Origin of the sequence: Croceicoccus naphthovorans, assembly GCF_001028705.1 — a bacterium.
In the GTDB taxonomy this organism is placed as follows: domain Bacteria; phylum Pseudomonadota; class Alphaproteobacteria; order Sphingomonadales; family Sphingomonadaceae; genus Croceicoccus; species Croceicoccus naphthovorans.
Window position 1 is genome coordinate 46,647 of the sequence record NZ_CP011770.1, and the last position, 23,774, is coordinate 70,420.

Sequence of the window (23,774 nt, forward strand, 5' to 3'; positions counted from 1 at the left end):
GCGGAAACCATGATTCGCCGCTTTCCCACCCTCACCGCCCTGACCTTCCTTTCCGCCTGCGCAACCGTGCCGCAGGCCTCGCCGCCGCCAGCACCCGTCACGGTGCGGATCGCAGGGATCAACGACTTTCACGGCAACCTTATGCCGCTATCCTCCCCGCGAGAGGTGCAGACGCCCGACGGGCAGGGCGTCAGCGTTCCCGTTGGCGGCGCGGCGTGGCTGGCCGGCGCCATCGCGGGCATCCGCGCACAGAACGAATATTCGATGGTGATTTCGGCCGGCGACATGATCGGGGCCAGTCCGCTCGCCTCTGCCGCTTTCCTCGACGAACCGGCAATCGGCGTGATGAACCGCATTGGCGTGGACTTCAACGCGGTCGGCAACCACGAATTCGACAAGGGCTGGCACGAGTTGAAGCGCATCGCCGAAGGCGGGTGCGAGAAGCACACCCTTCGCCAGCCTTGCGCGGTAGAGCCGGACTTTGGCGGCGCGAACTTCCCGTTCCTGTCAGCGAATGTCGTCACCGACAATGGCGAGACGCTGTTCCCCGCCTATGGCCTGAAAACGTTCGGAGAGGGCGAGAACGCAGTAACTATCGGCGTCATCGGCCTGCCGCTGCGCGACGTGCCCAATCTCGTCACGCCAAGCGGCGTCGCGGATCTGACGTTCGGGGACGAGTCCGATGCGATCAACGTCTACGTGCAGGAACTGGCCTCTCAGGGCGCGGACGCCATCGTCGTCGCGATCCATCAGGGGCTTTACAACGAACCGCAATCCGACACGAACGGCTGCGGCAATGTCGAGGGCGAGTTGCTGCCGATCCTCGGCCGTCTCGACCCGCGGGTCGATCTCGTCGTCTCGGGTCATACGCACCGCGCCTACGTCTGCGATTACGCCACAATCGACGCGACACGCCCATTCCTGGTCACCAGCGCTGGTTACGGCGCATCGCAGGTGACCGACATCGCGCTGATCATCGATCCGGCACGGAACGAAGTGACCGCAAAGACCGCGCACAACGTCACGGTGCAAAGCGAGGGCAAGGCCAAGGATGGCTCCGCCCTGCAGACCAGCGATGCGCTGCCCGAGATCACGCCCGATCCCGCCATCGCGGCCTATGTCGCGCGCTATGTCGATGCCGTGGCCGAGGTGGCGAAGCGCCCCGCAGGCAAGATTTCAGGGCAGGCTATCATCACCGACGATGACGAGGTCGAGACCGCGCTGGGCGACATGATCGCCGATGCGCAACTGGCCGCCACGCGCGAAGCCGGGGCGCAGATCGCGCTGATGAACAACGCGGGCGTGCGGGCCAGCCTCGTGCCCGCCGATGACGGTAGCCTCACCTTTGGCGACATTTATGCGGTGCAGCCCTTCGGCAATACGCTGATCACACGGACCTTTACCGGCGATCAGGTGCTGGCTTTGCTGGAACAGCAATTCGACGATGCCGCGAAGAAACAGATCCTTGCCCCCAGCGCAGGCTTCGCCTTCGCCTACGACCGATCGCGGCCAAAGGGCGACCGGATCGTCAGCGCCACGCTGAACGGCGACCCTATCAATCCGCTAAAATCCTATCGCCTGACGATGAACAGCTTCCTTGCCGCGGGCGGCGACGGGTTCACCGTTCTGACCGAAGGGACGCAGACGACGACGGGCGGCAACGACCTTGACGCGTTCGAGGCGTGGCTGAAGGCGGTGCCGCTTCGCCAGCTGCCCGAACCGGACCGCGTGACGAACCTGACACCGCGCTAGGTCAAAGCGCGGCTTCTATCGCCTTGATCAGGTCGGCATCGTCGGGCGCGGTCGTCGGTGCAAAGCGCGCGATCACCTCGCCATCACGGCCAATCAGGAATTTTTCGAAATTCCACAGCACTTCCGGGTCGGGATTGGGCGTCATTCCGAAACCGCGCAGCTTTTCGCGAAAACCCTCGGCATCACCCTGTTTTGTCGGCGCGGCCTCGACCAGCTCGGCATAAAGCGGCTGCTTCTCGGCCCCGACGACGCTCGCCTTGGCGAAAATCGGGAAGGTTACGTTAAAGCTGGTTTCACAGAACGTGGCGATTTCGGCATCGGTCCCCGGTTCCTGTGCGCCAAAGTCGTTCGCGGGAAAGCCCAGCACTTCAAAGCCCCGATCCTTGTACTTGTCGTACAGCGCCTGAAGCCCCGAATATTGCGGGGTCAGCCCGCATTGCGAGGCGACGTTGACGATCAGCAAAACCTTGCCCTTGTGCGCGGCAAAGCTGTCGGCAGAACCGTCACCGCGTGTCAGTGCGATATCCGAAATGGCCATGCATCCTCTCCCGTGGTTGCCTTAAATCAGGAAACGTAGTGCGCGGTCGTCTTGGCCGCAACTTCGTCTGCCGTCACGCCGGGTGCCAGTTCGATCAGCTTGAAAGGGCTGTCGTGATCGGGGCGCTGGAACACGGCAAGGTCGGTGACGATCATGTCGACGACGTTCTTGCCGGTCAGCGGCAGGGTGCACTCGGGGATGAACTTCGGCGCGCCCGCCTTGCTGTTGTGTTCCATCACCACGATGATCTTCTTGACGCCCGCGACAAGGTCCATCGCGCCGCCCATGCCCTTGATCATCTTGCCCGGGATCATCCAGTTGGCGATGTCGCCATTCTGGTCGACTTCCATCGCGCCCAGCACGGTCAGATCGATGTGCCCGCCACGGATCATCGCAAAACTGGCCGCGCTGTCGAAATAGGCGCTCTTGTCCAGTTCGCTGATCGTCTGCTTGCCCGCGTTGATCAGGTCGGCGTCTTCTTCGCCAGAAAAGGGGAACGGGCCGATCCCCAGCATGCCGTTTTCCGACTGTAGCGTCACGTCCATCCCATCGGGGATGTGATTCGCGACCAGCGTCGGGATGCCGATGCCAAGGTTGACGTAGAATCCGTCTTCCAGTTCCTGCGCGGCGCGGGCGGCCATTTCGTCACGAGTCCAGGGCATGGTCGATCTCCTCTTCAGGGGTTTTCTTCGGGCGTCGCCATCGGGGCGACGGGTTGGGTTGTGGGCACATCGGCCCGCGCAATCAGGGGCGGCGGCAATTCGAACCAGCCGTTGCCGAACAGCGGATCGAACGGGCTGGGCCCGTCGGAATCGCGCAGATAATCCATCAATTCGTCGAAATCGCCGCGTTGGTCGCCGATCATCGCGACGAAGCAATATTCGGACAGGGCGGCATCGCGCCTGTCCGTCTTCGATTCCGCCGGATCGCGGGTCAGCAACAGGACGTCTCGGCCCGCCGGGTCAAGCCCGCTGGCCGCCAGCGCATTGCGGACCAGCGGTGCCTCCGCCTCGTCCAGCACACTGGTCCACGCGATGGTCAGCCCCTTGCCGCGCGCCACGGCCAGCGCGGGGGCCAGCCCTTGCGGAGCGGAAAGTGTGGCGACCTGAGGGCGCAAGGCAGCAGCCCCCGGATCGAGATCGACCAGAAGCGCAGGCTGCTGCGATTCGCTACAACCGCGCACCAGCGTATCCGCGTCTTCCGCCGCCGGATCGGGCACGACCGACTGGCCCGTGCCCGCCCGGTCTGCGGCAAACATCGCGGCGGCCACGAACTGCTCGGTATAATTCGGCGCTGCTGGCGGCGTTGCAGCATCTGCCGCCGGGGCCACCGCATCCTTCTGTACTGTCACCTTGCCATCGCGCACGGCATCGCCGGTCATCACCGTCGTGGCGAGAACCGGCAAAGCCGCTGCGACGCAGCCGGACAAGGCGGCGACGGCGGGTATCAGCAAGAGCAGGCGGATGGCCCGCATCGGGTTCAGGCCGCCTCGCGCTCGCGAACGGTGCGAAACTCGATCTTTTTGTCATAGGGCGCGCCAAGGATCATGCGCTGAACATAGACGCCGGGCAGGTGAATGCAGTCGGCATCGAGCGATCCGGTCGGCACGATCTCTTCCACTTCGACAACGCAAACCTTGCCGCAGGTCGCGGCAGGCAGGTTGAAGTTGCGAGCGGTCTTGCGGAAGACAAGGTTGCCGCTTTCATCCGCCTTCCACGCCTTTACCAGCGCAAGATCGGCAAAAATGCCCTGTTCCAGAATGTAATCCTGACCGTCGAAGTTTTTCACTTCCTTACCCTCGGCCACCTGCGTGCCGACGCCGGTCTTGGTGTAGAAACCGGGAATGCCCGCGCCACCGGCGCGCATGCGCTCGGCCAGCGTGCCCTGCGGACAGAATTCGACTTCAAGCTCTCCGGCAAGGAACTGACGTTCAAATTCCTTGTTCTCGCCGACGTAGCTGCTGATCATCTTCTTGATCTGCTTGGTCCGCAGCAGCTTGCCCAGCCCTTCGTTATCGATGCCCGCGTTGTTGGACGCGACCGTCAGGCCCTTGGCCCCACTCTCCACCACTGCATCGATCAGGCGTTCGGGGATGCCGCAAAGGCCGAATCCGCCGCTGGCGATCAGCATGTCGTCCTTGATGATATCTTCCAGGGCGGTCTTGGCGTCGGGGTAGAGCTTTTTCATGTCTTTGCGGACTCCAATGCTGCAATGCGTCGGGAATTGGGCCGCTCTTAGCCGCGACTTTCCGGCCTGTCACCTGCATGTTCGAGCCGACGCAGGCACCTCTTGTCATGCCCTTCGCCCGGCCCCATGCCTATGGGATGGATAGCGATGGCATTACCCCAACGGCGTCCGCCGTTCGATCCAATGCGGATTGGCAAGGCGCGATAGACCGCGCGCGAGCCTATGCCCCTTATCTGGCGGATTTGCTGGATCGCGAACCGGAGCTGACCGCCATGTTGGCGCGTGGCGAGGGAGAAGCGGCGCTCGCCCTGACTCGATCGGCTGGCGAGGGCGCACCCGATGTGGCGAGCGCGTTGCGGCGCGAAAAGCGGGCGCTGGCGCTGGTGCTGGCCATCGGCGATCTGGCGGGGGCGTTCCCGCTGCTGATGGTGACGCGCGAACTGTCCGATTTCGCCAGCCGCGCACTGGACGCCGCCATAGGCGAGGCGCTGAGCCACCGGGTGAAGGATGCCGAGAGCCGGGGCATGACCGCGCTGGCGCTGGGCAAGCACGGCGCGGGCGAGTTGAACTATTCGTCGGACATCGACCCGATCTTGCTGTTCGACCCCGCCACCCTGCCCCGGCGCGAACGCGACGAACCGGGCGAGGCCGCGCAGATCGCCGCCCGCCGCGTCGTCCAGACGATGAGTGCGAAGACCGCCGAGGGTTACGTCTTCCGCATCGATCTTCGCCTGCGCCCGGCGAGCGAGGTTAGCCCGCTGGCGATCAGTTTCGACGGTGCTCTGACGCATTACGAAAGCTCGGCACTGGCGTGGGAACGGGCAGCGTTCATCCGCGCCAAGGCAGTAGCCGGTGACGTTGCAGCGGGCGAGAAGTTCCTCGACGCGATCGAAGCCTTCGTCTGGCGCAAGTCTCTGGATTTCGGCGCGATCTCCGAAGTGGGCCGCTTGGTCCACCGCATCCGCGACGATCACTCCGGCCCGCAATTGCCCGGCCCGCGCTTTGACGTAAAGAAAGGGCGCGGCGGCATTCGCGAAGTCGAGTTCTTTGCCCAGACGCATCAGTTGATCCACGGGGGGCGCAATCCATCGCTCCGGGTATCGGGCACACGCGCCGCGCTGGATGCACTGGCTGCCGCCGGGGTCATCGGGGCGGTCGATGCGCACGAAATGGGCGAGGCCTATGACCGGCTGCGCGTGATCGAGCACCGCTTGCAGATGGTGAACGACCGGCAGACGCACGAACTGCCTTCGGGCGAAGCGCTGGACAATGTTGCGCGGCTGGATGGGCTGGCCGACGGGGATGCGTTGATCGCGGAGCTGGAAGGTATCTGCGGCAGGGTCAGCGCCCGGTTCGACAAGCTGGTCGAGGCGCACGGCGGCAAACCGTCCATCCCCGCGCCGATCCCCGAACAGCGGCTGGAAAAGCTGGGCTTCGCCGATCCCGCCGAACTCGCTCAACGCATTGCCGGATGGGATTCCGGGCGGGTAAAATGCTTGCGGTCCGATGCGGCACGCAGGGCGTTCGGTGCGATCCGCCCGCAATTGCTGGAGGCGCTCGCCCACGCGCCGGAGCCGGAACGGGCGATCACGCGGTGGGAGCAGATGCTGGCGCGGCTTCCGTCGGCGATCAACATCTTCCACTTGCTGGAGGCGCGCCCGGCGCTGCTGGATACGCTGGCGCAGGTGCTGGCCCTTTCGCCCGCCTTGGCCGATGCGCTGGGGCGACGGGGGGACCTGCTCGACACGCTGATCGATCGAACTGCTTTCGACCTGCCGCCCGACACCGACGCACTGGTCCGCGACTTCGCCGGAGAAGGTCTGGATTACGAAGAAACGCTGGACCGCTTGCGCCGCAAGGTCGGCGACTTGCGCTTTGCGGCTGGGGTGCAACTGCTAGATAACGCGCACGATCCGCTGGCAATCGCTGCGGGGCTGTCGCGCGTGGCAGAGGCGGCGATCCGCGTCGCCTGCGATGCGGCCGCAGGCGAATTCGCGCGCAAGCATGGCAGGATCGCTGATGAGGGGCTGGTCGTCCTCGGCCTTGGGCGGTTAGGCGGCGGGGTGCTTACCCACGCGTCCGATCTCGACCTTGTCTACCTGTTCAGCGGACCTTTCGATGCGGAGAGCGATGGCGAGCGTCCGTTGGGCGCGACGCAGTATTTCAACCGTCTCGCTCAAAGGGTCAGCGCCGCGCTTTCGGTCCCGACGGCAGAGGGCGCGCTTTACGAAGTCGACACCCGCCTGCGCCCTTCCGGCACGCAGGGCCTCCTTGCCGTCAACGTCGACAGTTTTGCCAAGTATCAGGCGGAGTCGGCCTGGACGTGGGAGCACATGGCCCTCGCCCGCGCGCGGGTGCTGCGGTCGCCGCATCCGGCGGCGCGCGACACGGTGGACGGCATTTTCGAACGCACCCTATCCACCCCGCGCGACGCCGCGAAACTGCGTGAGGATGTGCTGAAAATGCGCGGCGACGTGGCGCGGCACAAACCCGCGAAGAGCCCGCTGGACATCAAGCTGGCACGCGGCGGGCTGGTCGATATCGAATTCCTCGTCCATTTCCTGCAACTGCGCGACGGCGATTGTCTCGCCCCCGATCTGAGCGTTGCGATCCGATGCCTTGCCGATCGCGGCAAAGTGCCGCCGTCCCTGCTCCAGGCCTACGAACTGATGACCCGCCTGCTGGTTCTGCTGCGGCTGGTCGCCCCCGATGCGGAGGAGCCAACGCCCGCTGCGCGCGATGTATTGGCGCGTGGCTGCCGCCAGCCGGACTGGGACGCGCTGATCACGGCCCTCGACAAGGCGCGCGGCGAAGTGGCAGGGGCTTGGAGCCAAACATTCGACGAAACGCTGGAGCTAACCCCATGAGCGCAGACAATCGCCCCGACGTCGGCGACGCCTTCCCCGATATTGCGATGACCCGATCGGATGGCGAGAACGTGTCCATCGCCGACTTCAAGGGCCAAAAGGCCGTCGTGTTTTTCTACCCCAAAGCCAGCACGCCGGGCTGCACGACCGAGGCGAAGGACTTTTCCGCCCTGCTGCCCGAATTTGCAAAGGCAGGCGTGGCAGTGCTGGGGGCAAGCAAGGATTCGCTGAAGCGGCAGCAGAACTTCATCGACAAGCAGGAACTGACCGTCCCCATCGCGTCGGACGCAGAGGAAGACGGCCTGACCGACGCGCTGGGCGTCTGGACCGAGAAGAAGAACTATGGTCGCACCTATATGGGGATCGAGCGGTCGACCTTTCTGATCGACGCCGATGGCAAGATCGCGCAAGTCTGGCGCAAGGTCCGGGTAAAGGACCATGCGGCGAAAGTGCTGGAAGCCGCAAAGGCCCTCTGAACGCCCGCATCGATGCCTGACGCCCAACCTTCGGTCGCCTCGGCGATCCGCTCCGCGCTGCTGACGGGCGATGCTCAGGCCAAGGTCATGGCAACGCGGCAGATCGCGCGCGACTGGCGGCTTGGGCGGCTGGCGTTCGTTTTCGATTGCGCAATGCCTGACGAACCGGCGCGGCCTACCTGGCCCGAACTGCTGCCACCGAACCGGATGCCGAAACGCGGCAAAGGCGGGTCCGAACGCGGTCGCATCGCGCTATGGCATGCGCTGGCGCATATCGAGTTCGTCGCCATCGACCTCGCGCTGGACATGGCAGGTCGATTCGGCGCGGAGATGGGCAAGCGATTCGTTAGCGATTTTCTGTCGGTCGCCGCGGACGAGGCGATGCATTTCGCCCTTCTGGACCGCAAATTGCGCACCTTGGGCAGCCATTACGGCGCCCTTCCCGCCCACGCTGGCCTGTGGGAAGCGGCGCATGAAACGCGGCATGACGTGGCGGCAAGGCTCGGGATCGTGCCGATGGTGCTGGAGGCGCGCGGGCTGGATGTGACGCCAGCAATGCTGGAACGCGTTACGGCGCAGGGCGACCACAACGGGGCGCGAATCCTGCAACGAATCCTTGACGACGAGATTCGCCATGTCGCGTTCGGCACCAAACACTTCGACGAACTGTGCCGTGGCAGAGACGAAATCCCGCAGGAAACGTGGCGTTTATTGCTGAAAAAACATTTCGGGGGGCGTTTGAAGCCGCCATTCAACGACTCAGCGCGCGAGGCAGCCGGTTTGTCGCGGGACTACCGCGCCGGTATTGTCTGATTAACCTTTTCGCCCTTACCCATAACTCACGAGAGCGACGGGGGGTTCCGACGATCTCTACGAAAAATTGAAGCGGCGGTGTGTGACGGACATCACCACCACCGTGCCGAGGGGGATCACCCGGCGTTTCATCGGACCTTTTTGGGGGGTCGAGGGCGCCGAGAAACGAGGTACTTGGCAATATGACGGGTTTCGCAAGGGTTTCTGAATTCAAGACCGGCCGTGGGCTGGCGTTGAGCATGATGGCAGTCGCCTCGATGGCGATGGCTCCTGCTCCGGCGTTGGCGAACACGGGTGCCGCGGCAAGCGCGGACATCAAGGCGCCGGTGCGTGAAAATATGGAAATCCCCGTCGCTGGCTCTGCGCAGAGCGACGCAAAATACAAGCAGCTTTTCGCCAGCTGGAAAAAGGTGGAAGCCAAGAACCCGGCCACTGCCGCCGCCGGTGCGGTCGCCATCCCCTCGCGGATGCCGCTTGAAACCGCCCGCTTTTCCAGCCAGTTCGGTTCGCGCATCCACCCCGTTACCGGCAAGCGCAAGAACCATGACGGCATCGACATGGCCGCGCCCAGCGGTACGCCGATCTACGCCACTGCCGACGGCAAAGTCGAAATGGCGCAGTGGTACGGCGGTTACGGCAACTTCGTCGAAATCGACCACGGCAGCGACGTCGAAACGCGCTATGGTCATATGAGCCGCATGAACGTTTCCGCCGGTCAGCCGGTTCGCAAGGGCGACCTGATTGGCTGGGTCGGCAGCACGGGTCGTTCGACGGGGCCGCACCTGCATTACGAAGTCCGCATTTCGGGTGAAGCTGTCGATCCGACCCCCTATCTTGAGGCGGCTACCTTCCAGCAGGCTTTTGCCCAGGCGACCGGCAACGGCGCGGGTGGTCCCGAATAAGCCATCAAGACGTTTGAGACGCCTTCGCAAAGGCCCGGCCCCGATGACGACGCCGGGCCTTTTGCTTTTCTGGCGCTGATTCACGCGACCGCGCGGATCGCGTCCCATTCCCGACGGACCATATCGATCCGCGATACGCCTTCGTCGGCCAGCCGCAAACGATCCTCCAGCATGCGGGCCAGCTCGCCCAACCGCGTTTCACCGAAATAGCCCGCCGTTCCGGCCAGCTTGTGCAATTGCATGGCCAGCACGTCCCATTCGGGCGCGCTTTGCCCGGCGGCAACCTCTGCCAGATCGTGCAACAGCCTGGCCTTGCGCTCGCGATAGCGGGCGGCGAGGTCGGCGCCCTCCGCCCCACCGATCATCGAAGATGCCACCGTTTCCGGTTCCGGTTTGGGCTTTGCGGGCGCCTCGGCATTGATATGCATCGTGATCGTTTCGCGCAGACGGTCCATCTGAAGCGGCTTGCCAAGGTGGCCCTGCATTCCGGCCTGACGGCAGGCGGCAATATCATCGGCAAAACAGTTCGCGGTCAGCGCCACGATGGGCAGCATGTCTGGCTCGAACCCACCCTCGCGCAACCGGCGCGTGGCCTCCAACCCGTCCATTTCCGGCATCTGCATGTCCATCAACACCAACCGATAGGGATCGCCGGAACGGTACGCGGCCTCTACCATTCGCACCGCCTCTGCCCCGTCGTTGGCAAGATCGGGGTTCACCCCCGCCCCGCGCGCCATGGCCAGCACAAGTTCCTGATTGATATCGTTGTCTTCGGCGACCAGTACGCGCGGCGGATCACCCGCCATCTGCGGCATGGCCGATGGACGCGGCAGGCACGTCTGCTCCAGTTGCGCCGACGCCTCGGCCCCTGCCGTCTCGACCTGAGATCCAGCGTCGGCCACGATCAGCGGAATACGCACGGTAAAGGTCGTGCCGTGGCCAAGCCGCGAATCGGCGGTGATCTGCCCGCCCATCAGGCGCGCCAGTTGGCTGGAGATCGCGAGGCCCAGCCCGGTGCCACCATAGCGTCGTCCGATCGAGCCGTCGGCCTGCTTGAACGGCTCGAAAATGTCCTGAAGCCGTTCGGGCGCGATGCCGATGCCCGTGTCGGACACGGCGATGGACAGCCATTCCGACCCGTCGCCTGCGGGGCGCACCCTGGCCTTGACCGCGACTTCGCCCCTTTCGGTGAACTTCACCGCATTGCCGATCAGGTTCAGCAGGATTTGGCGCAAGCGCAGCGGATCGCCGATCAGGCGATCGGGCACATTGCTATGCACATCGGACGACAGAGCGATCCCGTCCCGGCTCGCCACCGGTTGCAACAGGCTGACGCAGGTTGCGATCTTGGCGCGCAGGTCGACCGGCGCGGGGGCGATCACCAGTTTGCCCGAATCGATCTTCGACATGTCGAGAATGTCGTTCAACAGGCCCATCATCGCCTTGCCCGAATCGGCGATCAGCTGCGCGTGACGGCGCTGCGTTTCGGACAACTCGCTTTGCAATAACAGGTCGGTAAACCCGATCACCCCGTTCATCGGTGTACGGATCTCGTGGCTCATGTTGGCAAGGAACCCGGCCTTGGCCTGCGCCGCGTGCTCCGCCTTGCGCCGGGCCTCCGTCAAGTCCGCCTCCAGCCGCTTTGCCTCCGTCACGTCGCGGATCGATGCGACGATGGCGTCGGGCCGGCCTTGGTCGTCGCGCCGGACCAGAGAGAACTTACCGTCCAGCCAACGCCCGTCTGGTTCGTCCAGCTGGATTTGCAGCGCACAACTGCTCTCGAACCCTTTCCACAAAGCGCCCAGCCGCCGCGTCATCGCTTGCGCCGCCGCCCTGCCGAACAGCGCGGCCAGATCGCGCCCGATCAGGGTTTCGGGCGGCACCGCGAACATCGTCCCCGCATAGGGAGAGGCATAGCTGCACGAACCGTCCGGGGCGATCATGAACAGCGCGTCGCGCACGTTGTCCGTGATCGTCTTGATGCGCCGGTCACGCTCGGCCAGTTCGGCCTCCGCTTCGCGCGAGGACGTCACGTCCATGTTGATGCCGATGAAACCGACCAGCGCGCCCTCTGCATCGAATTGCGGCGCAGCAGCGGATCGAACCCAGACGACGACGCCGTCGGGCCGCCGCCACCGAAACTCGCTTTCGAACCGGCGACGCTCTGCCACCGATGCCTGCCAGTCGTAGTATACCCGGTCGAAATCGTCGGGGTGAATGCCGTCGGCCCAGCCCTTGCCGCGCCATTGATCGGGCTTCAGCCCGGTCGATTCCTCCCACGCGGCGTTGACCCATGTGCACATGCCAGATGGATCGGTGCGGAACAGACCCGCCGGGGCCAGCGCGGCCAGCGTTTCGAACTGACGCTCGCTGTCCGCCAGGGCGCGGCGGTCGGTTGCGCGTTCGGATACGTCGAGCATCCGCCCGATGACCGCATCGCCCCCTTCGGTAAGACGCATGTGAAGTTCGACATGCCGCGTGCGGCCGTCGGGGTGTTCGAACGACATCTCCGTCGACGACGTCGCGATCGAACCGCTGCGCAGCCGTTGCAGATCGCGGCCAGCGCGGTCGCGCTCGTCGCTCGGCAGAAATGCGTCCCACGCTTGCCCGATGGCCGTTTCGCGCGGTTGCCCGGTTATCCGGTCCCAAGCTGCGTTGAGCGTGCGCCAGCGATCCTGGGCATCGATGGTGAAGATGATCTCGTCAACGTTGTCCAGAACGCGGCGCTTTTCGTCATGGCTCGCGCGCAGGGCATCGCGGTCGCGCACGCCGCGCTCCATCAGGCCCGCCAGCGGCAGGCCGACCAGCGTCAGCGTGGCGAGAAACAGTTGCAGCGAGATCAGTTGCAATCCGTCGTCGCCTTTGGTCAGCACGATCGGCCCGGTGCCGACGGCCGTGGCCACGGTCGCAATGGATGCGATGACCAGCATAGCGATAGCGGTGCCGCCAAGGCCCGAACCGATGCCGGCCAGCACCATCAGCGGCGTCGCCATGAACAAAAACGGAAAGCTCGACTGGCCGAATATGCACAGGGACGCGCCGACGACCAGAACCAGCACCGGCGGGTTAAGGGTGTCCAACGTCGCGGGCTTTTCCCGTAATGCAGCAGCAGCGGCGACGATGACCAACGGGGCGAAGAAGACAAGGCTGGCCGCATGGCGCGCGAAGAACATCGCCACGATATCGGCCTGCGGCCCCGCCGCCGTTGCGATCAGGGCAGAGGCGATGGCGGCAAGCAGCAGTGCGCCGACGAAACGGAAGAACCGCGCCGGATCGGTGAAGTCGACCTGCAACCCGCTCAATCGCCGGGTCAGCATCACCGCCACTGCGATCTCTGTCAGGTTCGCGGCGGTCAGGATCGATGCGATGCCAACGGGCACCGCGCCGATCAACTCACCCGCCATCAGGCCCAGCCCGGCCCCGGCAAGCAATGCGGGAAAGCGGTTCCACGGCATGACCAGCGCCAGCCCGACCAGCACCGCGTTCGGCAACCACAGTGCGGCGAAGATCCCGCTGTGCGGCACCGCCAGGCTCAACAGCACCAGACCTGTCGCGATCAGCACGGCAGCCGCAAAAGTATGCAGCTGCTGCGCTATCGAAGGCCTGGCCATTGCCGGATCGAGCGTTGCGGGCACACCAACCTCCCCAGTCTTTCAAAGACTTGTGGGACTAGGGCGCGCCCGGCAAAGCCATGGCAAATCCGGCGCTAGGTAATTTTACGGGGCTGTGCGCCCCGCCGCGGGTTATTCCGCCAGCAATTTCTGCGCGATGGCGCGAACGTCTTTGCCCAGATCGTCCCTCTCGAGCGCGAGCGCCAGCGTCGCCTCGACAAAGCCCAGCTTGCTGCCACAGTCGTATCGCGCGCCGTCGAAGGTAACGGCATGGAACGGCTGGCTGCCGATCATCTTGGCCATCGCATCGGTCAGCTGAATCTCGCCGCCCGCGCCCTTTTCCTGATTCTCCAGCGTGCGCATGACTTCGGGTTGCAGGATATAGCGACCCGACACGATCTTGTTCGAAGGAGCGTCCTCTACCGCAGGCTTTTCGACCAACCCCTTCACCTCGGTCAGCGCGCCATTTTCCGCGCCGGGGGTGATCACGCCGTATTTATAGACTTCCTCGTGCGGCACTTCGAGCACCGAGATCAAGTTGCCACCAACCTCGTTATAGGCGTCCACCATCTGCTTCATGCAGTTGGGCTTGCCCCACATCAGCTCGTCGGGAAGCAGGATCGCGAAAGGCTCGTCGCCGATGACCGCGCGGGCGCACCAGATCGCATGGCCAAGGCCCATCGGAACCTGCTGCCGCACGGTGATCAGGTCGCCGGGGGTGAAGCGCGTGCAATCGAGCGCGCTCATGTCCTTGCCCCGCTCGCGCATGGTTTCCTCAAGCTCGTAGGCGATGTCGAAATTCTCGACGAGCGCGGTCTTGCCGCGTCCGGTCACGAAAATCATCTGCTCGATCCCGGCCTCGCGCGCTTCGTCGATGGCGTACTGAATCAGCGGGCGGTCGACCACCGGCAGCAGTTCTTTGGGGATCGCCTTGGTCGCAGGCAGGAAACGGGTGCCAAGCCCGGCGACGGGGAATACGGCTTTACGGATCGGCTTGCGCTCTGGGGAACTCATGAGGTGGGCTGATGTCCTTCTTTGCTGCTTTTCGCAGGTGCAACATAGGGGCTGCCCCCCGCAAACCGCAAGGGGAGGGACGAATTGCGGCCCCTGTCTTACCGCTCGAACAAGAAATGGCTCTGACCGCTGCGATCGCCAAGTGCGCGTTCGCTGAAGCCTTGCGCCTTTAGCTTTGCAAACATTTCATCGATGGCCGCCTCGCTGCGAAAACTGCGATGAACTTCGATGACCAGATAGCGAATATTTTCAGGTACCGGAGGCCCTTGGTTTATGACCTCGCATTCTAGCCCTTCGATGTCCATCATCGCTGCATCTACGGCGAGAAACAGCGGGTTCGCAAAGTCGATGCACGCTATCGTTTCCGCGATACTGCCACCGGCACCATCAAAGCTGGGTGTCGCACCGGTATGACCACCATGCACGATTTCGACGGTGCCCGCCTTCGGTGCAACACCGACCGGAATGGCAATCACATTAAAGGCGCTGTTTTCAAGAATGTTCTTGCGTAGCGCGTCGAAAATGCAGGCAATCGGCTCTAGCGCCAGTACCGTCCTGTCTTCCGCAAGGCACATCGGCTGAAAACCGTAAGACGCACCAATATATGCGAGCGCTTGCCAATCCAGTTCAGCAAGCGCCTCGACCAGAGCTTCCTCGCGCGCTTCCTTGTACTGCCGCCGCGACATCTCGCCGTACGAGGTCAGGCGATAGGTCGTCTTGCCGTATTCAACTTCGTGGCGTTGAATTTGCGAAGTCAACTCGTGCGAATTTTTGCGAAACATTTTCAACATTCTGGTCGCCCCCGTCCGTCGCTAGTCGTTCCCTATTGACGTGACCCCCTGATTTTCCTCCAATTTGGATTAGAGTCCGGCCCTTACAGAAGGACGGACGAGATGAAGAGAACGAGGTTTTCCGAAGAGCAGATCATCGGTGTGCTGAAGGAGGCTGAGGCGGGTGCGAAGACCGCTGACCTGGCCCGGCGACACGGAGTGTCGGAAGCGACGATCTACAACTGGAAGTCGAAGTATGGCGGGCTGGAGGTGTCCGATGCCCGCCGACTGAAGGAGCTCGAGAGCGAGAACGCGAAGCTGAAGCGGTTGCTCGCCGATGCCATGTTGGACCAGGCCGCGTTGAAGGATCTTCTGGCAAAAAAGTTCTGACGCCCGCCGCCAAGCGGGAAGCTGTCGCTCATCTCCAGGCCTGCCACGGGATGAGCGAGCGGCGGGCGTGCCGTGTCATCGATGCTGATCGCAAGAGCGTGCGTTACCGTTCCACCCGGGACGATGACGCCGATCTGCGTGAGAAGCTGCGCGAGCTGGCCAACCAGCGTCGGCGGTTCGGCTATCGCCGTCTGCACATCCTGCTGCGCCGGGAGGGGATCATGATCAACCGGAAGAAGACCCAGAGGCTCTACCGTGAGGAAGGGTTGGCGGTCAGACGACGACGCAGTCGCAGGCGTGCTGTGGGCACGAGAGCACCTGCTCCGGTGCTGGCGCTGCCGAACCAGCGCTGGAGCCTGGACTTTGTTCACGACCAGATGGCTTCGGGAAGACGATTCCGGGTGCTCAACGTGGTCGATGATGTGACGAGGGAGTGCCTGGCAGCGGTGCCGGATACGTCGATCTCCGGGCGCCGTGTCGTGCGCGAACTGACTGAGCTGATCGCGCAGCGTGGCAAGCCCGGCATGATCGTCAGCGACAATGGCACCGAGCTCACCAGCAATGCGGTGCTGGCATGGTGTGGGGAGATCGGTGTGGAGTGGCATTACATCGCACCGGGAAGGCCAATGCAAAACGCTTACGTCGAGAGCTTTAATGGCCGCATGCGGGACGAACTGCTCAATGAGACTTTGTTCCTCAGCATGGCTCACGCCCGCGTCGAGATCGCTGCCTGGGTGGAGGACTACAACCGGGAGAGGCCGCATTCTTCCCTCGACTACGACACCCCGGCGGCGTTCGCCGCCAAACTGGATAAGCAATGGCCAGCTTCGCTACGCCCTACGGGCTCCGCTACGCAGCCCATTGCTTCAACCGCGCTCATGCGCAACAACGCGGTCCGGCTCTAATCCCAGCTGGGGGAAAGCTGGGGGTCACGTCACTGAGAGCAAAACTTGAGTTCTCGCGAGTATGTCAAATACTCGGCTGGGTAACGCATCGATGCTGACAGGATCGTCAGCTCCGCCAAGAGGCACCAACTGAGCAGATTGCCCAAGCCGTGCCTTTACGGCATCAAAGCCAGTATGTGCATCGAGAACCCTCTGATTGAGTTGTGCAATTTCAGCTTCAATCTCTTCCCTTATATCGGGATCAATCTTTAGCGATTTGACGAAGGGTCCCCAAAAAGCCCCGTTTGATCGAAACTCGCGAGCCGCATCTCTGAGCGCCGCAAGATAAAAAGCAGGGACAATCTGCTGAATGCGCCGCAGGGCGGAGGCATTAGCTGGCAGGGGATCGCCGTTCGGGTTTAGGAAATCAAATGCTGAGACGAACGAACCGATTGCCTCGTCGTACCGGCCACTAAGGCGCAATGTAACAATTTGGAGACCGTCGCCTCCGATACCCACCACTGGTCCAAGTTGCTGAACCATCGCGTCAGACCAATCATCAGGTTCAGTTTCCTTGAAAGTCAGCTCGATCTTAATCGGCGCCGCGTCTGTCGGTTGGCCATCTTGGTCCAAATGAAAATCATATTCCGAGAAAGCAGCTGACCGGCGCCCCACGGCCCTGCCTAGGACCATTTGTATAGCTGCCAGAACTGTCGACTTGCCGGTGTTATTCGAACCAAAAACGACCGTCGTCTGATCGAAATCGATTTCGAGCGCCGTGATGCCGCGAAAATTATCAATTTTAAGCTTTGAAATAATCATTGGATCTTACTGCAAAAGTCAGAAGCCAGAGACCTTAGGCCCCTGGCTCCTTTTGGCAATCTTATGAGATCGAACTGAGGCGGGTGGCTAAGCCGCGACCCGAAGCCGACGCTTGGCAGCCTGCCCCAAGATACTTTTCTTAATTTCTTCGCCCAACGCGCGCCCAAGAAGTGGGGGCACTGCATTCCCAACTTGGACGAACTGCTCAGTTCTACTTCCTTCGAACTCGAACCAGTCAGGGAACGACTGAAATCGGGCGGCCTCGCGCACGGTCAAAGAACGATCATCGTCTGGGTGGATATATGCTCCCCAGTGGATGTCACACTTTGTGAGGATTGTCGAAGACAACCCATGCCATTCCAGCCGTCCGTATCGCTTGGTGTGATCGCAGCGCCGTGCCTTCTTCATGCCTGCTGGTAGCAACTCTATTGGAATGTCTCGCCAGCTCCCTCCCGGCGGAATATGACGCATCCGCTGCTCATTGACCTTCGCCAAGCGCGGGGCGGCATGATTGAGAACGCCAGGCGTCCCACGCCGCATTTCAGTTTGGTAGCTTGACCTTGGTTCAGAGGCATAATGAGAATTGAGCCATGCCTCACCGTTCTTCAATCTTGGCAGATCGGAGATCGCATCGAAAACGGTTGTTAGCGGTTCCAACTCAGGGCCGTGCGTCACAGACGGGAAGTTGATAGGCTTTCCCATGCGATTGCCGATGAAGACGACGCGGCGTCTCTCCTGCGGCACACCATATTCCTCGGCTTTGAGAACTTTGAATGCAATGTCATAGCCAAGTGACTTGAAGCCCTCGGTGATTGCTCGCACTGCTGCACCCTGTCCGGTCGAGAGCAGCCCCATGACGTTTTCCATGATTACCCATTCGGGGGCCAACCCATCAACAAGGCGCAGGTATTCCTTGAACAGGAAGCTCCTCTCGTCGTGCATTCCTCGTTGATGGTTGTAGACACTGTAAGCCTGACACGGTGGGCCTCCGGCGAGCACGCTCAACTGACCGGGCTTCAATCGAGCCGCGCGCAAGAAGTCTTCCACGGTTAGGTTCTGAATCGGTCCTTTGAGGAAGCGTGCTTCCTTGTGCGTTCGAGCATAAGTCGCCCCGGCTGCTTCATCGAAATCGTTGCCAGCAAGCACATGGAAACCAGCTTGGCGGAGTCCTTCGGAAAGGCCCCCCGCACCACAAAACAAGTCGATCGCCGTGAGTTCAGAGGTCATTTCGCGCCTCCCGTCGTTCGGGCCAACGGAAGCTCACTTTGTGGGCCAGCGTGTTCTTCGAGATATTGAACGATCGCTTGCCGAGCCACCCAAGAGCAAGAGACTTGGAGTCGGTCAGCATATTGACGAAGCTCAGCATCCTCCTTGGGAGTCAGATTGACCGAAATTCTTTGAATCTTGTCAGCCATCGTAGCCCCTTTGTTCTCTTTACGTTCCAGCCCAGTACCGTCTTCGTGATAGCTTGGCAAGGTGGAGCGGAATACAGCATAGTGCTGCACTTTGCTGCGCTATCCACATATTCTAGCGCGCTAACACCTGTGCGTGTCCATAAGGGCGCCCACCGCATCCCCGATCTGCTGTGCCGCTTCGAGCAAATGCCTGTCGTCCAAGTGCGCATACCGGGCCGTGGTCTGAACATTGGCGTGCCCGAGGAGACGTCCGATCATCGGCAATGTCTCTTTGTTCATCGCCGCGTGACTCGCGAAGGTGTGGCGCAGGTCGTGGATGCGAACGCCGGGTAATCCTGCTTCGTCTCTGAGCCTGCGCCAGAATCCGTTCACACAGCGAAGTGGCTTGTGGTAGCTGTAATTCCAGAACGGGTATGGAACCCTCTCGAAGCGTGGCAGCCCGGCGATCACTTCGCGGGCTGCCGATCCGAGCCAGACCGTTCGTGGGCCGGTCTTGCTGTCGCGCAGGTGCAGGCGATTGCCCTTGATATCGCTCCATTCGAGCGTGAGGATTTCGCTCTTCCGACAGCCGGTCAGCAGCAGGAGCGTGATAGCCGCGCCCACACACTGCTTAGTGCGGTCGTCCGATGATCGCAGCTTCGCCAGCTCGGCACCCAGACGGGCTAGTTCTTCGTTCGAAAGGAAGCGCTCGCACTGGCGCTTGCGATTGGGTCGAACAGAACGGCATGGATTGGTATTTTCGAGCCGGTAGCCCCATTCCTCTGCCTTGTTCAGCATGTGCTTGAGGATTTCGAAAGTCCGGTTCGATGCTCCCGGCCCGGTCCGATTGTTGAGGTCCGCAAACCAGCTGGTGACGTAACCCTCGTTCAGTTCGTCAATGTAGACGCCAGCGAAGGCGTCATCAATATAGCGGCGTCGGTAGCCGGTGTGCGTATCCAGGGTCGATGCTTTCCAGCGTGGTGCCCAGCGACCCCAATACTCGGTCACGAAGTCGGCGAAGCTAGGAGCGGAGCGGATGCGCTGGCGTTCGGTCGCCGGATCGCGACCGACCTGCGCGTATGCGATGACGCGGCGTGCAACCATCTGCGCCTGGTAGCGGGTAAGGACCGATGCAGGCCCGATTGTCACCGTGCGCATACGACCTGCCATGCGGGTCTGCACAATGTAGACGTTTCGACCGCTCGGATAATGCCGGATGCCAAAGCCGTGCTCGACACCAAGCCAGGTCGTGGTCCGCGCCTTGCCTTTAGGAACGAGCTTGAAGTTTACGGTTGCCCCGACCTCGGCAAGCGCCTCCTCGACAATCTTCTTTAGACTGGCGGCGGTCATGGCCTGATGCCAATCGCTTGCGCCAGCGAGCCGGAAACCCGCTCGGCGGCTTCGCCGATCACGTCATCGGACAGGTGAGCATATTTTGCGGTCGTCTCGACCAGCTTGTGGCCAAGCAGCTTGCCAATGGTCGATAGCGGCACGTTGTCCATGATCGCGGTCGAGGCGAAGCTGTGGCGCAGATCATGGATGCGAACGTCGGGCAAAGCGCAGCGCCGCCGGAAGTTGTACCACCAGGTATCGAAGTTCAGCGGACATTTTCCGGTCCGGTTCGGAAAAACGAGAGCGCTGTCATCGCGCCGCTCGATCCCGGCAAGGACATCCTGGGCCTGCGTGTTGAGCCAAATCACCTTGGGGCCGGTCTTGCTATCTGGCAGCACAAGTCGTGGGGGTTTCACCCACTCCCAGCGCAGATTCTTGATCTCACCAACGCGTGCGCCGGTAAACAATAGTAGGCGAGCGATTGCGACCTCTGCCGGTCGGTCTGCCTCGGCCTCACGCAAAGCTGCCCCGATCCGGCGATATTCGGCTGGTGTCAAATAGCGCTCGACGCTTTGCCGCTTGTATCGTGGCATCCCTCGGCAGGGGTTCGAACCTGGCCGACGCATCTTGAGCGCTTCGGCATACTTGAACAGCGCGGAGAGCACGGGGACGGCGCGGTTGAACTTCACCTCGCTCTCTCCCGCGCATCCATCGCGCCAGCGGTGGATGTCTGGTGGGAGGATGTCCGCCACGCGCGTGTCGCCAAACGTAGGCTTGATGGTGAGCCGCCAAGCGTCCCAGTTCCGCTTGGTGGTCGAGGGCTTCCAGACGCGCGAAAGATCATCCCAATAGGCCTCAACGAAATCGGTCATCGTCGGGGTGGCCTTGACCACTGCGCGTTTGGGCAAACCATCAAGCGCGGCTTCCGCAAGAATGCGGCGGGCCTGCGCCCTTGCCAGCCCCGCCTCAAGCTCGTCGGTCCGGCCAAGGGTGATGCGGCGATGCTTCCCGCGATGGCGTAAGCGAACGAACCAAAAGTAGTTGCCGCTCGGCCTTACGCGCAATCCAAAGCCCGCAAGCTCAGTGTCCCAGATGCAGTATTCGCGTTCGCGCAGCGGCAGTTCTCGGCGGGCAAAATTGCCATCGAGAAGCGCTCTGCGCGCAGACATTCGACGCTTGGGGACCATATGGCATTCGCCCTCATGCAAACTGCCCCCAGAACCCTTGGAAATACTGTCATTTGCGGGGACCGCACGGCATTCAACAGCGCCCTCTCTGCCGAGCACTTTGAGCGTTTCGCGCACTGATTTTATTGCACTTTTTCCCAAAACACAGCAGTGCTACTGCGTACGGTGTGCCGTTTTTTCCCCTGGGCCTTGTAAACCTCGCGGTGCACAAACGTCCGTACTTGCGAGCGAGACCATGGTCGAGCTGAAATCATACTTACAGCGCACGGCAAGCTTGGTACTTGGCCCGTGTGTAATATGGGTGCACGAAGAAATATTCGGGCGTCCAATCAGCGAGGTTAGATTGTATGTGTTTTTCCGCCACAGCGAGTTTCGCCGCCGGCACCGTGCTGTTGGCAACCGGTGCCTTCACAATGCGAATGGCGCGCAACAGCGGCGAGAGACCCTACGCGCTGATTCCGATTCTGTTTGGCGTCCAGCAATTGATCGAGGGCGCACTTTGGCTGACATTTCCTGACAAGGCGCCGGTGCTGAAGACAGTTCTGACCTATCTCTATTCGATCTTTTCGCATGTTCTGTGGCCGATCTATGTCCCGGTGGCGGTTTATATGCTCGAGAGGGTAGCCTGGCGCCGAAAGGCCCTCATGGCGACGGCGATTGGCGGAACCCTGGTTGGGCTCTACTTGCTCTATTTCCTTATCCGCTTGCCAATCGTCGCGACAGCCGGCGACGGTCATATCGACTACGAATCCCCCCACTTCTACGTTGGCATCGTTATGACACTGTATGTCTTGGGCACCTGTGTCAGCCCGCTGCTATCCAGCCATCGCTGGGTCAACTGGTTTGGGGTCGGAGCAATCGTCTCCTTTCTTGCGGCAGGCGCGTTCTATCTCACTTGGTTCATATCGGTCTGGTGCTTCTTTGCCGCGGCGATGAGCGTGATCGTCCTGATGTTCTTTCTGCGTAGAGACACCGCCGTCTCACCCTCCCCCCCCAATGGGCGAGCCGGTGCGCTAGTTTTTAAGAAGGGTGAGCTGGCTGCTATGGTTTCACCGAAGGGGATTGATGCTCAGGGTTTTCAGCCTGGTCCGCGCTCGTCTCGGCACCAGCGCAGGCAGACTGGAGAAAAAGGGGCTACGGACGGTGGGCATTCTCTAAAGGTGTAAGTGCATTGCCTGGCATGCGGGGCACTTTGCATAGTTCCGAAGTTCCCCGATGTCGTCGGTGCATTTCTTGCTCGCATTCGAGGCGGCCCGGCTCACCCCCAAGTTCATCAGCCGATCGAGAGCTTTAGCCCGTCTTATTCACGGGGTTGGCTACGAAGGGTTGGCGGGAGTGGCATAAGCCTCTGATCTGAATTAGGAACTGGGTGTCTACACCGGCCCTGCTGCAGGGCAGAAAATGCCACAGGCCACACCCGCCATGAACGACGATATCGCAAGCCCCTTCCGATTCCCAGCGGTCGACCGCAAGAAAGTCACAGCCGCGTTCGACGGTGGTCGGCTCACTTCGGACGGCGGCGTTCTGTTGCTGTCGCAGGCCGAGCGCGCGATGGGTATCTGCCAGCGGCTTGCGACTTGCATTGCCGATCCGCGCGATCCTGCGCGGGTGATCCATCGCCTCGACGACATCCTGCGTGCCCGCGTGTTCGCGATCGCCTGCGGCTATGAGGATGCCGACGATCTCGATGCCCTGCGCGACGATCCGGGCTTCCGCCTGGCCCTGGGCAAGCTGCCGGGATCGGGCGCGGGGCTGGCCAGCCAACCGACGATGAGCCGGTGGGAGAATGCACCGATCACGCGCGAGTTGGCGAAGATGCTGGCCGCGATGATCGACATCTACTGCGCCAGCTATCCGGCCCCGCCGGCGGCGGTGACGCTGGATATCGATGATACCTGCGATGTCGTCCATGGCTATCAGCAGTTGTCGTTCTGGAATGGTCATCATGGCGAGCGTTGCTTCCTGCCGATCCATGTCTACGACACCGCCACTGGCCGGCCGGTGGCGATGCTGCTGCGCACCGGCAAGACACCGTCTGGTGTTGAAGCTGCCGGTCACATCCGGCGCCTCGTGCGCCACATCCGCCGGCAATGGCCCGAAACGCACATCACCATCCGCGGCGACGGGCACTATGGGCGGCCCGAGGTCATGGCCGTCTGCGAGGGTTGCGGCGTCGACTACGTGTTCGGCCTGCCGACCAACGCCGTGCTACGCGCCGATCCCGAAATCGTCGTTGCCGCCGATGCCTGTGCGGTCAAACGCGCTCAGCGCCAGTACCCGGTCCTGCGCACCTATGCCGAGACCCGCTACGGGGCCAAAAGCTGGAAGTGCCAGCGCCGCGTCGTCGCCCGGATCGAGGCCAGTACGATGGGCATGGACATCCGCTATGTCGTCACTTCGCTGACCGAAGGCTCGGCCGAGCACATCTATGATACGCTCTACTGCGCGCGCGGTCAGGCCGAAAACCTGATCAAGCTGCACAAGACCCAGCTGGCCAGCGATCGCACCTCGTGCCGCTCTCCCAACGCCAATCAGATGCGCCTCATCCTGCACACCGCCGCATACTGGCTCCTGTGGCGCATTCAGCAGGAAATCCCCAAGGCAGCCTCGCTCGCGACCGCCGAGTTCGCAACGTTGCGCCTCAGGCTGCTCAAGGTCGCTGCCCGCGTCATTGAGAGCGCCACTCGCATCCGTGTCGCCTTCGCGTCAGCCTGTCCCGATGCCTCCGTTTTGAAAGCCATCGCCACCAATCTCAGGCCTGCACCTACTTAGGCGGTGCGGCTGTGCCGCCGAACTCCGAGCTCCATTCCATCAACCTCGAAAAGCCCATTGATC

The 23,774-nt window shown here is 62.3% G+C and carries 20 protein-coding genes; 8 read left to right on the forward strand and 12 right to left on the reverse strand.

Annotated features, from left to right (window positions below; translation table 11 throughout):
* Positions 1–9: 9 nt before the first annotated feature.
* Positions 10–1,752 (forward strand): bifunctional metallophosphatase/5'-nucleotidase, encoded by a 1,743-nt coding sequence (locus AB433_RS00240; RefSeq protein ID WP_179944948.1) that lies wholly within the window; start codon positions 10–12, stop codon positions 1,750–1,752.
* 1 nt (position 1,753) lies between these two features.
* Here the strand turns inward: AB433_RS00240 and AB433_RS00245 are convergent, their stop codons facing one another.
* Genes AB433_RS00245 through AB433_RS00260 form a run of 4 tightly spaced genes read right to left on the reverse strand, consistent with a single transcriptional unit; the run spans position 1,754 to position 4,477 of the window.
* Positions 1,754–2,290, reverse strand: a complete 537-nt coding sequence (locus AB433_RS00245; RefSeq protein WP_047819475.1) for a glutathione peroxidase — start codon at positions 2,288–2,290, stop codon at positions 1,754–1,756.
* A gap of 26 nt (positions 2,291–2,316) precedes the next feature.
* The gene (locus tag AB433_RS00250; protein ID WP_082134715.1) at positions 2,317–2,952 is read right to left on the reverse strand and encodes a CoA transferase subunit B; all 636 of its coding nucleotides are present in this window, start codon (positions 2,950–2,952) and stop codon (positions 2,317–2,319) included.
* Between the two features lie 14 nt (positions 2,953–2,966).
* Positions 2,967–3,764, reverse strand: coding sequence for a hypothetical protein (locus tag AB433_RS19225; RefSeq protein WP_053058903.1), 798 nt, complete (start codon positions 3,762–3,764; stop codon positions 2,967–2,969).
* 5 nt (positions 3,765–3,769) lie between these two features.
* Positions 3,770–4,477, reverse strand: coding sequence for a CoA transferase subunit A (locus AB433_RS00260; RefSeq protein ID WP_047819477.1), 708 nt, complete (start codon positions 4,475–4,477; stop codon positions 3,770–3,772).
* Between the two features lie 137 nt (positions 4,478–4,614).
* Here AB433_RS00260 and glnE point away from each other — a divergent pair, with 137 nt between their 5' ends.
* The 4 genes from glnE to AB433_RS00280 all read left to right on the forward strand — a co-directional run bounded on the left by glnE (position 4,615) and on the right by AB433_RS00280 (position 9,535).
* Entirely contained in the window at positions 4,615–7,344 is a 2,730-nt protein-coding gene (glnE, locus tag AB433_RS00265) for a bifunctional [glutamate--ammonia ligase]-adenylyl-L-tyrosine phosphorylase/[glutamate--ammonia-ligase] adenylyltransferase (RefSeq protein WP_179944989.1), read from the forward strand.
* Positions 7,341–7,820 carry a thioredoxin-dependent thiol peroxidase gene (bcp, locus tag AB433_RS00270; protein WP_047819478.1) on the forward strand — a complete coding sequence of 160 codons (480 nt, stop codon included), beginning with the start codon at positions 7,341–7,343 and terminating at the stop codon, positions 7,818–7,820. Before glnE ends, bcp begins: the two co-directional genes overlap by 4 nt.
* A gap of 12 nt (positions 7,821–7,832) precedes the next feature.
* Positions 7,833–8,633, forward strand: coding sequence for a ferritin-like domain-containing protein (locus AB433_RS00275; RefSeq protein WP_047819479.1), 801 nt, complete (start codon positions 7,833–7,835; stop codon positions 8,631–8,633).
* A 239-nt stretch (positions 8,634–8,872) separates the two neighbouring features.
* On the forward strand, positions 8,873–9,535 hold the full coding sequence (locus tag AB433_RS00280) for a M23 family metallopeptidase (protein WP_053059245.1): 663 nt from the start codon (positions 8,873–8,875) through the stop codon (positions 9,533–9,535).
* Between the two features lie 80 nt (positions 9,536–9,615).
* On the opposite strand, the gene AB433_RS19230 is transcribed toward AB433_RS00280, so the two are convergent.
* The 3 genes from AB433_RS19230 to AB433_RS00295 all read right to left on the reverse strand — a co-directional run bounded on the left by AB433_RS19230 (position 9,616) and on the right by AB433_RS00295 (position 14,951).
* Positions 9,616–13,170: a PAS domain S-box protein gene (locus AB433_RS19230; protein WP_053058904.1), complete on the reverse strand. Its 3,555-nt coding sequence runs from the start codon at positions 13,168–13,170 to the stop codon at positions 9,616–9,618.
* Positions 13,171–13,278: 108 nt separating this feature from the next.
* Positions 13,279–14,160, reverse strand: coding sequence for a UTP--glucose-1-phosphate uridylyltransferase (locus AB433_RS00290; protein ID WP_047819481.1), 882 nt, complete (start codon positions 14,158–14,160; stop codon positions 13,279–13,281).
* Positions 14,161–14,258: 98 nt separating this feature from the next.
* A complete protein-coding gene (locus AB433_RS00295; RefSeq protein ID WP_156170622.1) occupies positions 14,259–14,951 on the reverse strand; it encodes a class I SAM-dependent methyltransferase in 693 nt (230 codons plus the stop codon).
* A 102-nt stretch (positions 14,952–15,053) separates the two neighbouring features.
* On the opposite strand from AB433_RS00295, the gene AB433_RS00305 reads away from it, so the two are divergent.
* Positions 15,054–16,225 (forward strand): IS3 family transposase gene (locus AB433_RS00305; protein WP_156170623.1). Its coding sequence is split into 2 segments (ribosomal slippage): positions 15,054–15,306 and positions 15,306–16,225, totalling 1,173 coding nucleotides; the frame shifts between segments, so codons are not numbered across the junction.
* A 24-nt stretch (positions 16,226–16,249) separates the two neighbouring features.
* On the opposite strand, the gene AB433_RS00310 is transcribed toward AB433_RS00305, so the two are convergent.
* The 5 genes from AB433_RS00310 to AB433_RS00325 all read right to left on the reverse strand — a co-directional run bounded on the left by AB433_RS00310 (position 16,250) and on the right by AB433_RS00325 (position 20,921).
* A complete protein-coding gene (locus AB433_RS00310; RefSeq protein WP_047819485.1) occupies positions 16,250–17,026 on the reverse strand; it encodes a DUF2813 domain-containing protein in 777 nt (258 codons plus the stop codon).
* A gap of 87 nt (positions 17,027–17,113) precedes the next feature.
* Entirely contained in the window at positions 17,114–18,253 is a 1,140-nt protein-coding gene (locus AB433_RS00315) for a DNA cytosine methyltransferase (protein WP_047819486.1), read from the reverse strand.
* Positions 18,250–18,441, reverse strand: a complete 192-nt coding sequence (locus tag AB433_RS19750) for a ribbon-helix-helix protein, CopG family (RefSeq protein ID WP_146029798.1) — start codon at positions 18,439–18,441, stop codon at positions 18,250–18,252. The genes AB433_RS00315 and AB433_RS19750 overlap by 4 nt, the downstream gene beginning before the upstream one ends.
* 120 nt (positions 18,442–18,561) lie before the next feature.
* A complete protein-coding gene (locus AB433_RS00320; RefSeq protein WP_047819487.1) occupies positions 18,562–19,770 on the reverse strand; it encodes a tyrosine-type recombinase/integrase in 1,209 nt (402 codons plus the stop codon).
* Positions 19,767–20,921, reverse strand: coding sequence for a site-specific integrase (locus tag AB433_RS00325; protein ID WP_230279184.1), 1,155 nt, complete (start codon positions 20,919–20,921; stop codon positions 19,767–19,769). Before AB433_RS00325 ends, AB433_RS00320 begins: the two co-directional genes overlap by 4 nt.
* A gap of 365 nt (positions 20,922–21,286) precedes the next feature.
* Here AB433_RS00325 and AB433_RS00330 point away from each other — a divergent pair, with 365 nt between their 5' ends.
* Together AB433_RS00330 and AB433_RS00335 are read left to right on the forward strand one after the other, a co-directional pair.
* Positions 21,287–22,105, forward strand: coding sequence for a DUF6629 family protein (locus tag AB433_RS00330; protein ID WP_245626537.1), 819 nt, complete (start codon positions 21,287–21,289; stop codon positions 22,103–22,105).
* A 256-nt stretch (positions 22,106–22,361) separates the two neighbouring features.
* Complete coding sequence (locus AB433_RS00335; protein ID WP_169749280.1) at positions 22,362–23,711, forward strand: IS1380 family transposase; 1,350 nt, start codon at positions 22,362–22,364, stop codon at positions 23,709–23,711.
* Positions 23,712–23,774 lie beyond the last annotated feature (63 nt).

Bases quoted from the DNA above. Each gene is read 5' to 3' on its own strand.
- AB433_RS19750 (WP_146029798.1), bottom strand. From the start codon at position 18,441: ATGGCTGACAAGATTCAAAGAATTTCGGTCAATCTGACTCCCAAGGAG.
- AB433_RS00280 (WP_053059245.1), top strand. From the start codon at position 8,873: ATGATGGCAGTCGCCTCGATGGCGATGGCTCCTGCTCCGGCGTTGGCG.
- AB433_RS00295 (WP_156170622.1), bottom strand. From the start codon at position 14,951: ATGTTGAAAATGTTTCGCAAAAATTCGCACGAGTTGACTTCGCAAATT.
- AB433_RS00325 (WP_230279184.1), bottom strand. From the start codon at position 20,921: ATGTCTGCGCGCAGAGCGCTTCTCGATGGCAATTTTGCCCGCCGAGAA.
- bcp (WP_047819478.1), top strand. From the start codon at position 7,341: ATGAGCGCAGACAATCGCCCCGACGTCGGCGACGCCTTCCCCGATATT.
- AB433_RS00320 (WP_047819487.1), bottom strand. From the start codon at position 19,770: ATGACCGCCGCCAGTCTAAAGAAGATTGTCGAGGAGGCGCTTGCCGAG.
- AB433_RS00310 (WP_047819485.1), bottom strand. From the start codon at position 17,026: ATGATTATTTCAAAGCTTAAAATTGATAATTTTCGCGGCATCACGGCG.
- AB433_RS00330 (WP_245626537.1), top strand. From the start codon at position 21,287: ATGTGTTTTTCCGCCACAGCGAGTTTCGCCGCCGGCACCGTGCTGTTG.
- glnE (WP_179944989.1), top strand. From the start codon at position 4,615: ATGGATAGCGATGGCATTACCCCAACGGCGTCCGCCGTTCGATCCAAT.
- AB433_RS00275 (WP_047819479.1), top strand. From the start codon at position 7,833: ATGCCTGACGCCCAACCTTCGGTCGCCTCGGCGATCCGCTCCGCGCTG.
- AB433_RS00240 (WP_179944948.1), top strand. From the start codon at position 10: ATGATTCGCCGCTTTCCCACCCTCACCGCCCTGACCTTCCTTTCCGCC.
- AB433_RS19225 (WP_053058903.1), bottom strand. From the start codon at position 3,764: ATGCGGGCCATCCGCCTGCTCTTGCTGATACCCGCCGTCGCCGCCTTG.
- AB433_RS00250 (WP_082134715.1), bottom strand. From the start codon at position 2,952: ATGCCCTGGACTCGTGACGAAATGGCCGCCCGCGCCGCGCAGGAACTG.
- AB433_RS00335 (WP_169749280.1), top strand. From the start codon at position 22,362: ATGAACGACGATATCGCAAGCCCCTTCCGATTCCCAGCGGTCGACCGC.
- AB433_RS00245 (WP_047819475.1), bottom strand. From the start codon at position 2,290: ATGGCCATTTCGGATATCGCACTGACACGCGGTGACGGTTCTGCCGAC.
- AB433_RS00290 (WP_047819481.1), bottom strand. From the start codon at position 14,160: ATGAGTTCCCCAGAGCGCAAGCCGATCCGTAAAGCCGTATTCCCCGTC.
- AB433_RS00315 (WP_047819486.1), bottom strand. From the start codon at position 18,253: ATGACCTCTGAACTCACGGCGATCGACTTGTTTTGTGGTGCGGGGGGC.
- AB433_RS00260 (WP_047819477.1), bottom strand. From the start codon at position 4,477: ATGAAAAAGCTCTACCCCGACGCCAAGACCGCCCTGGAAGATATCATC.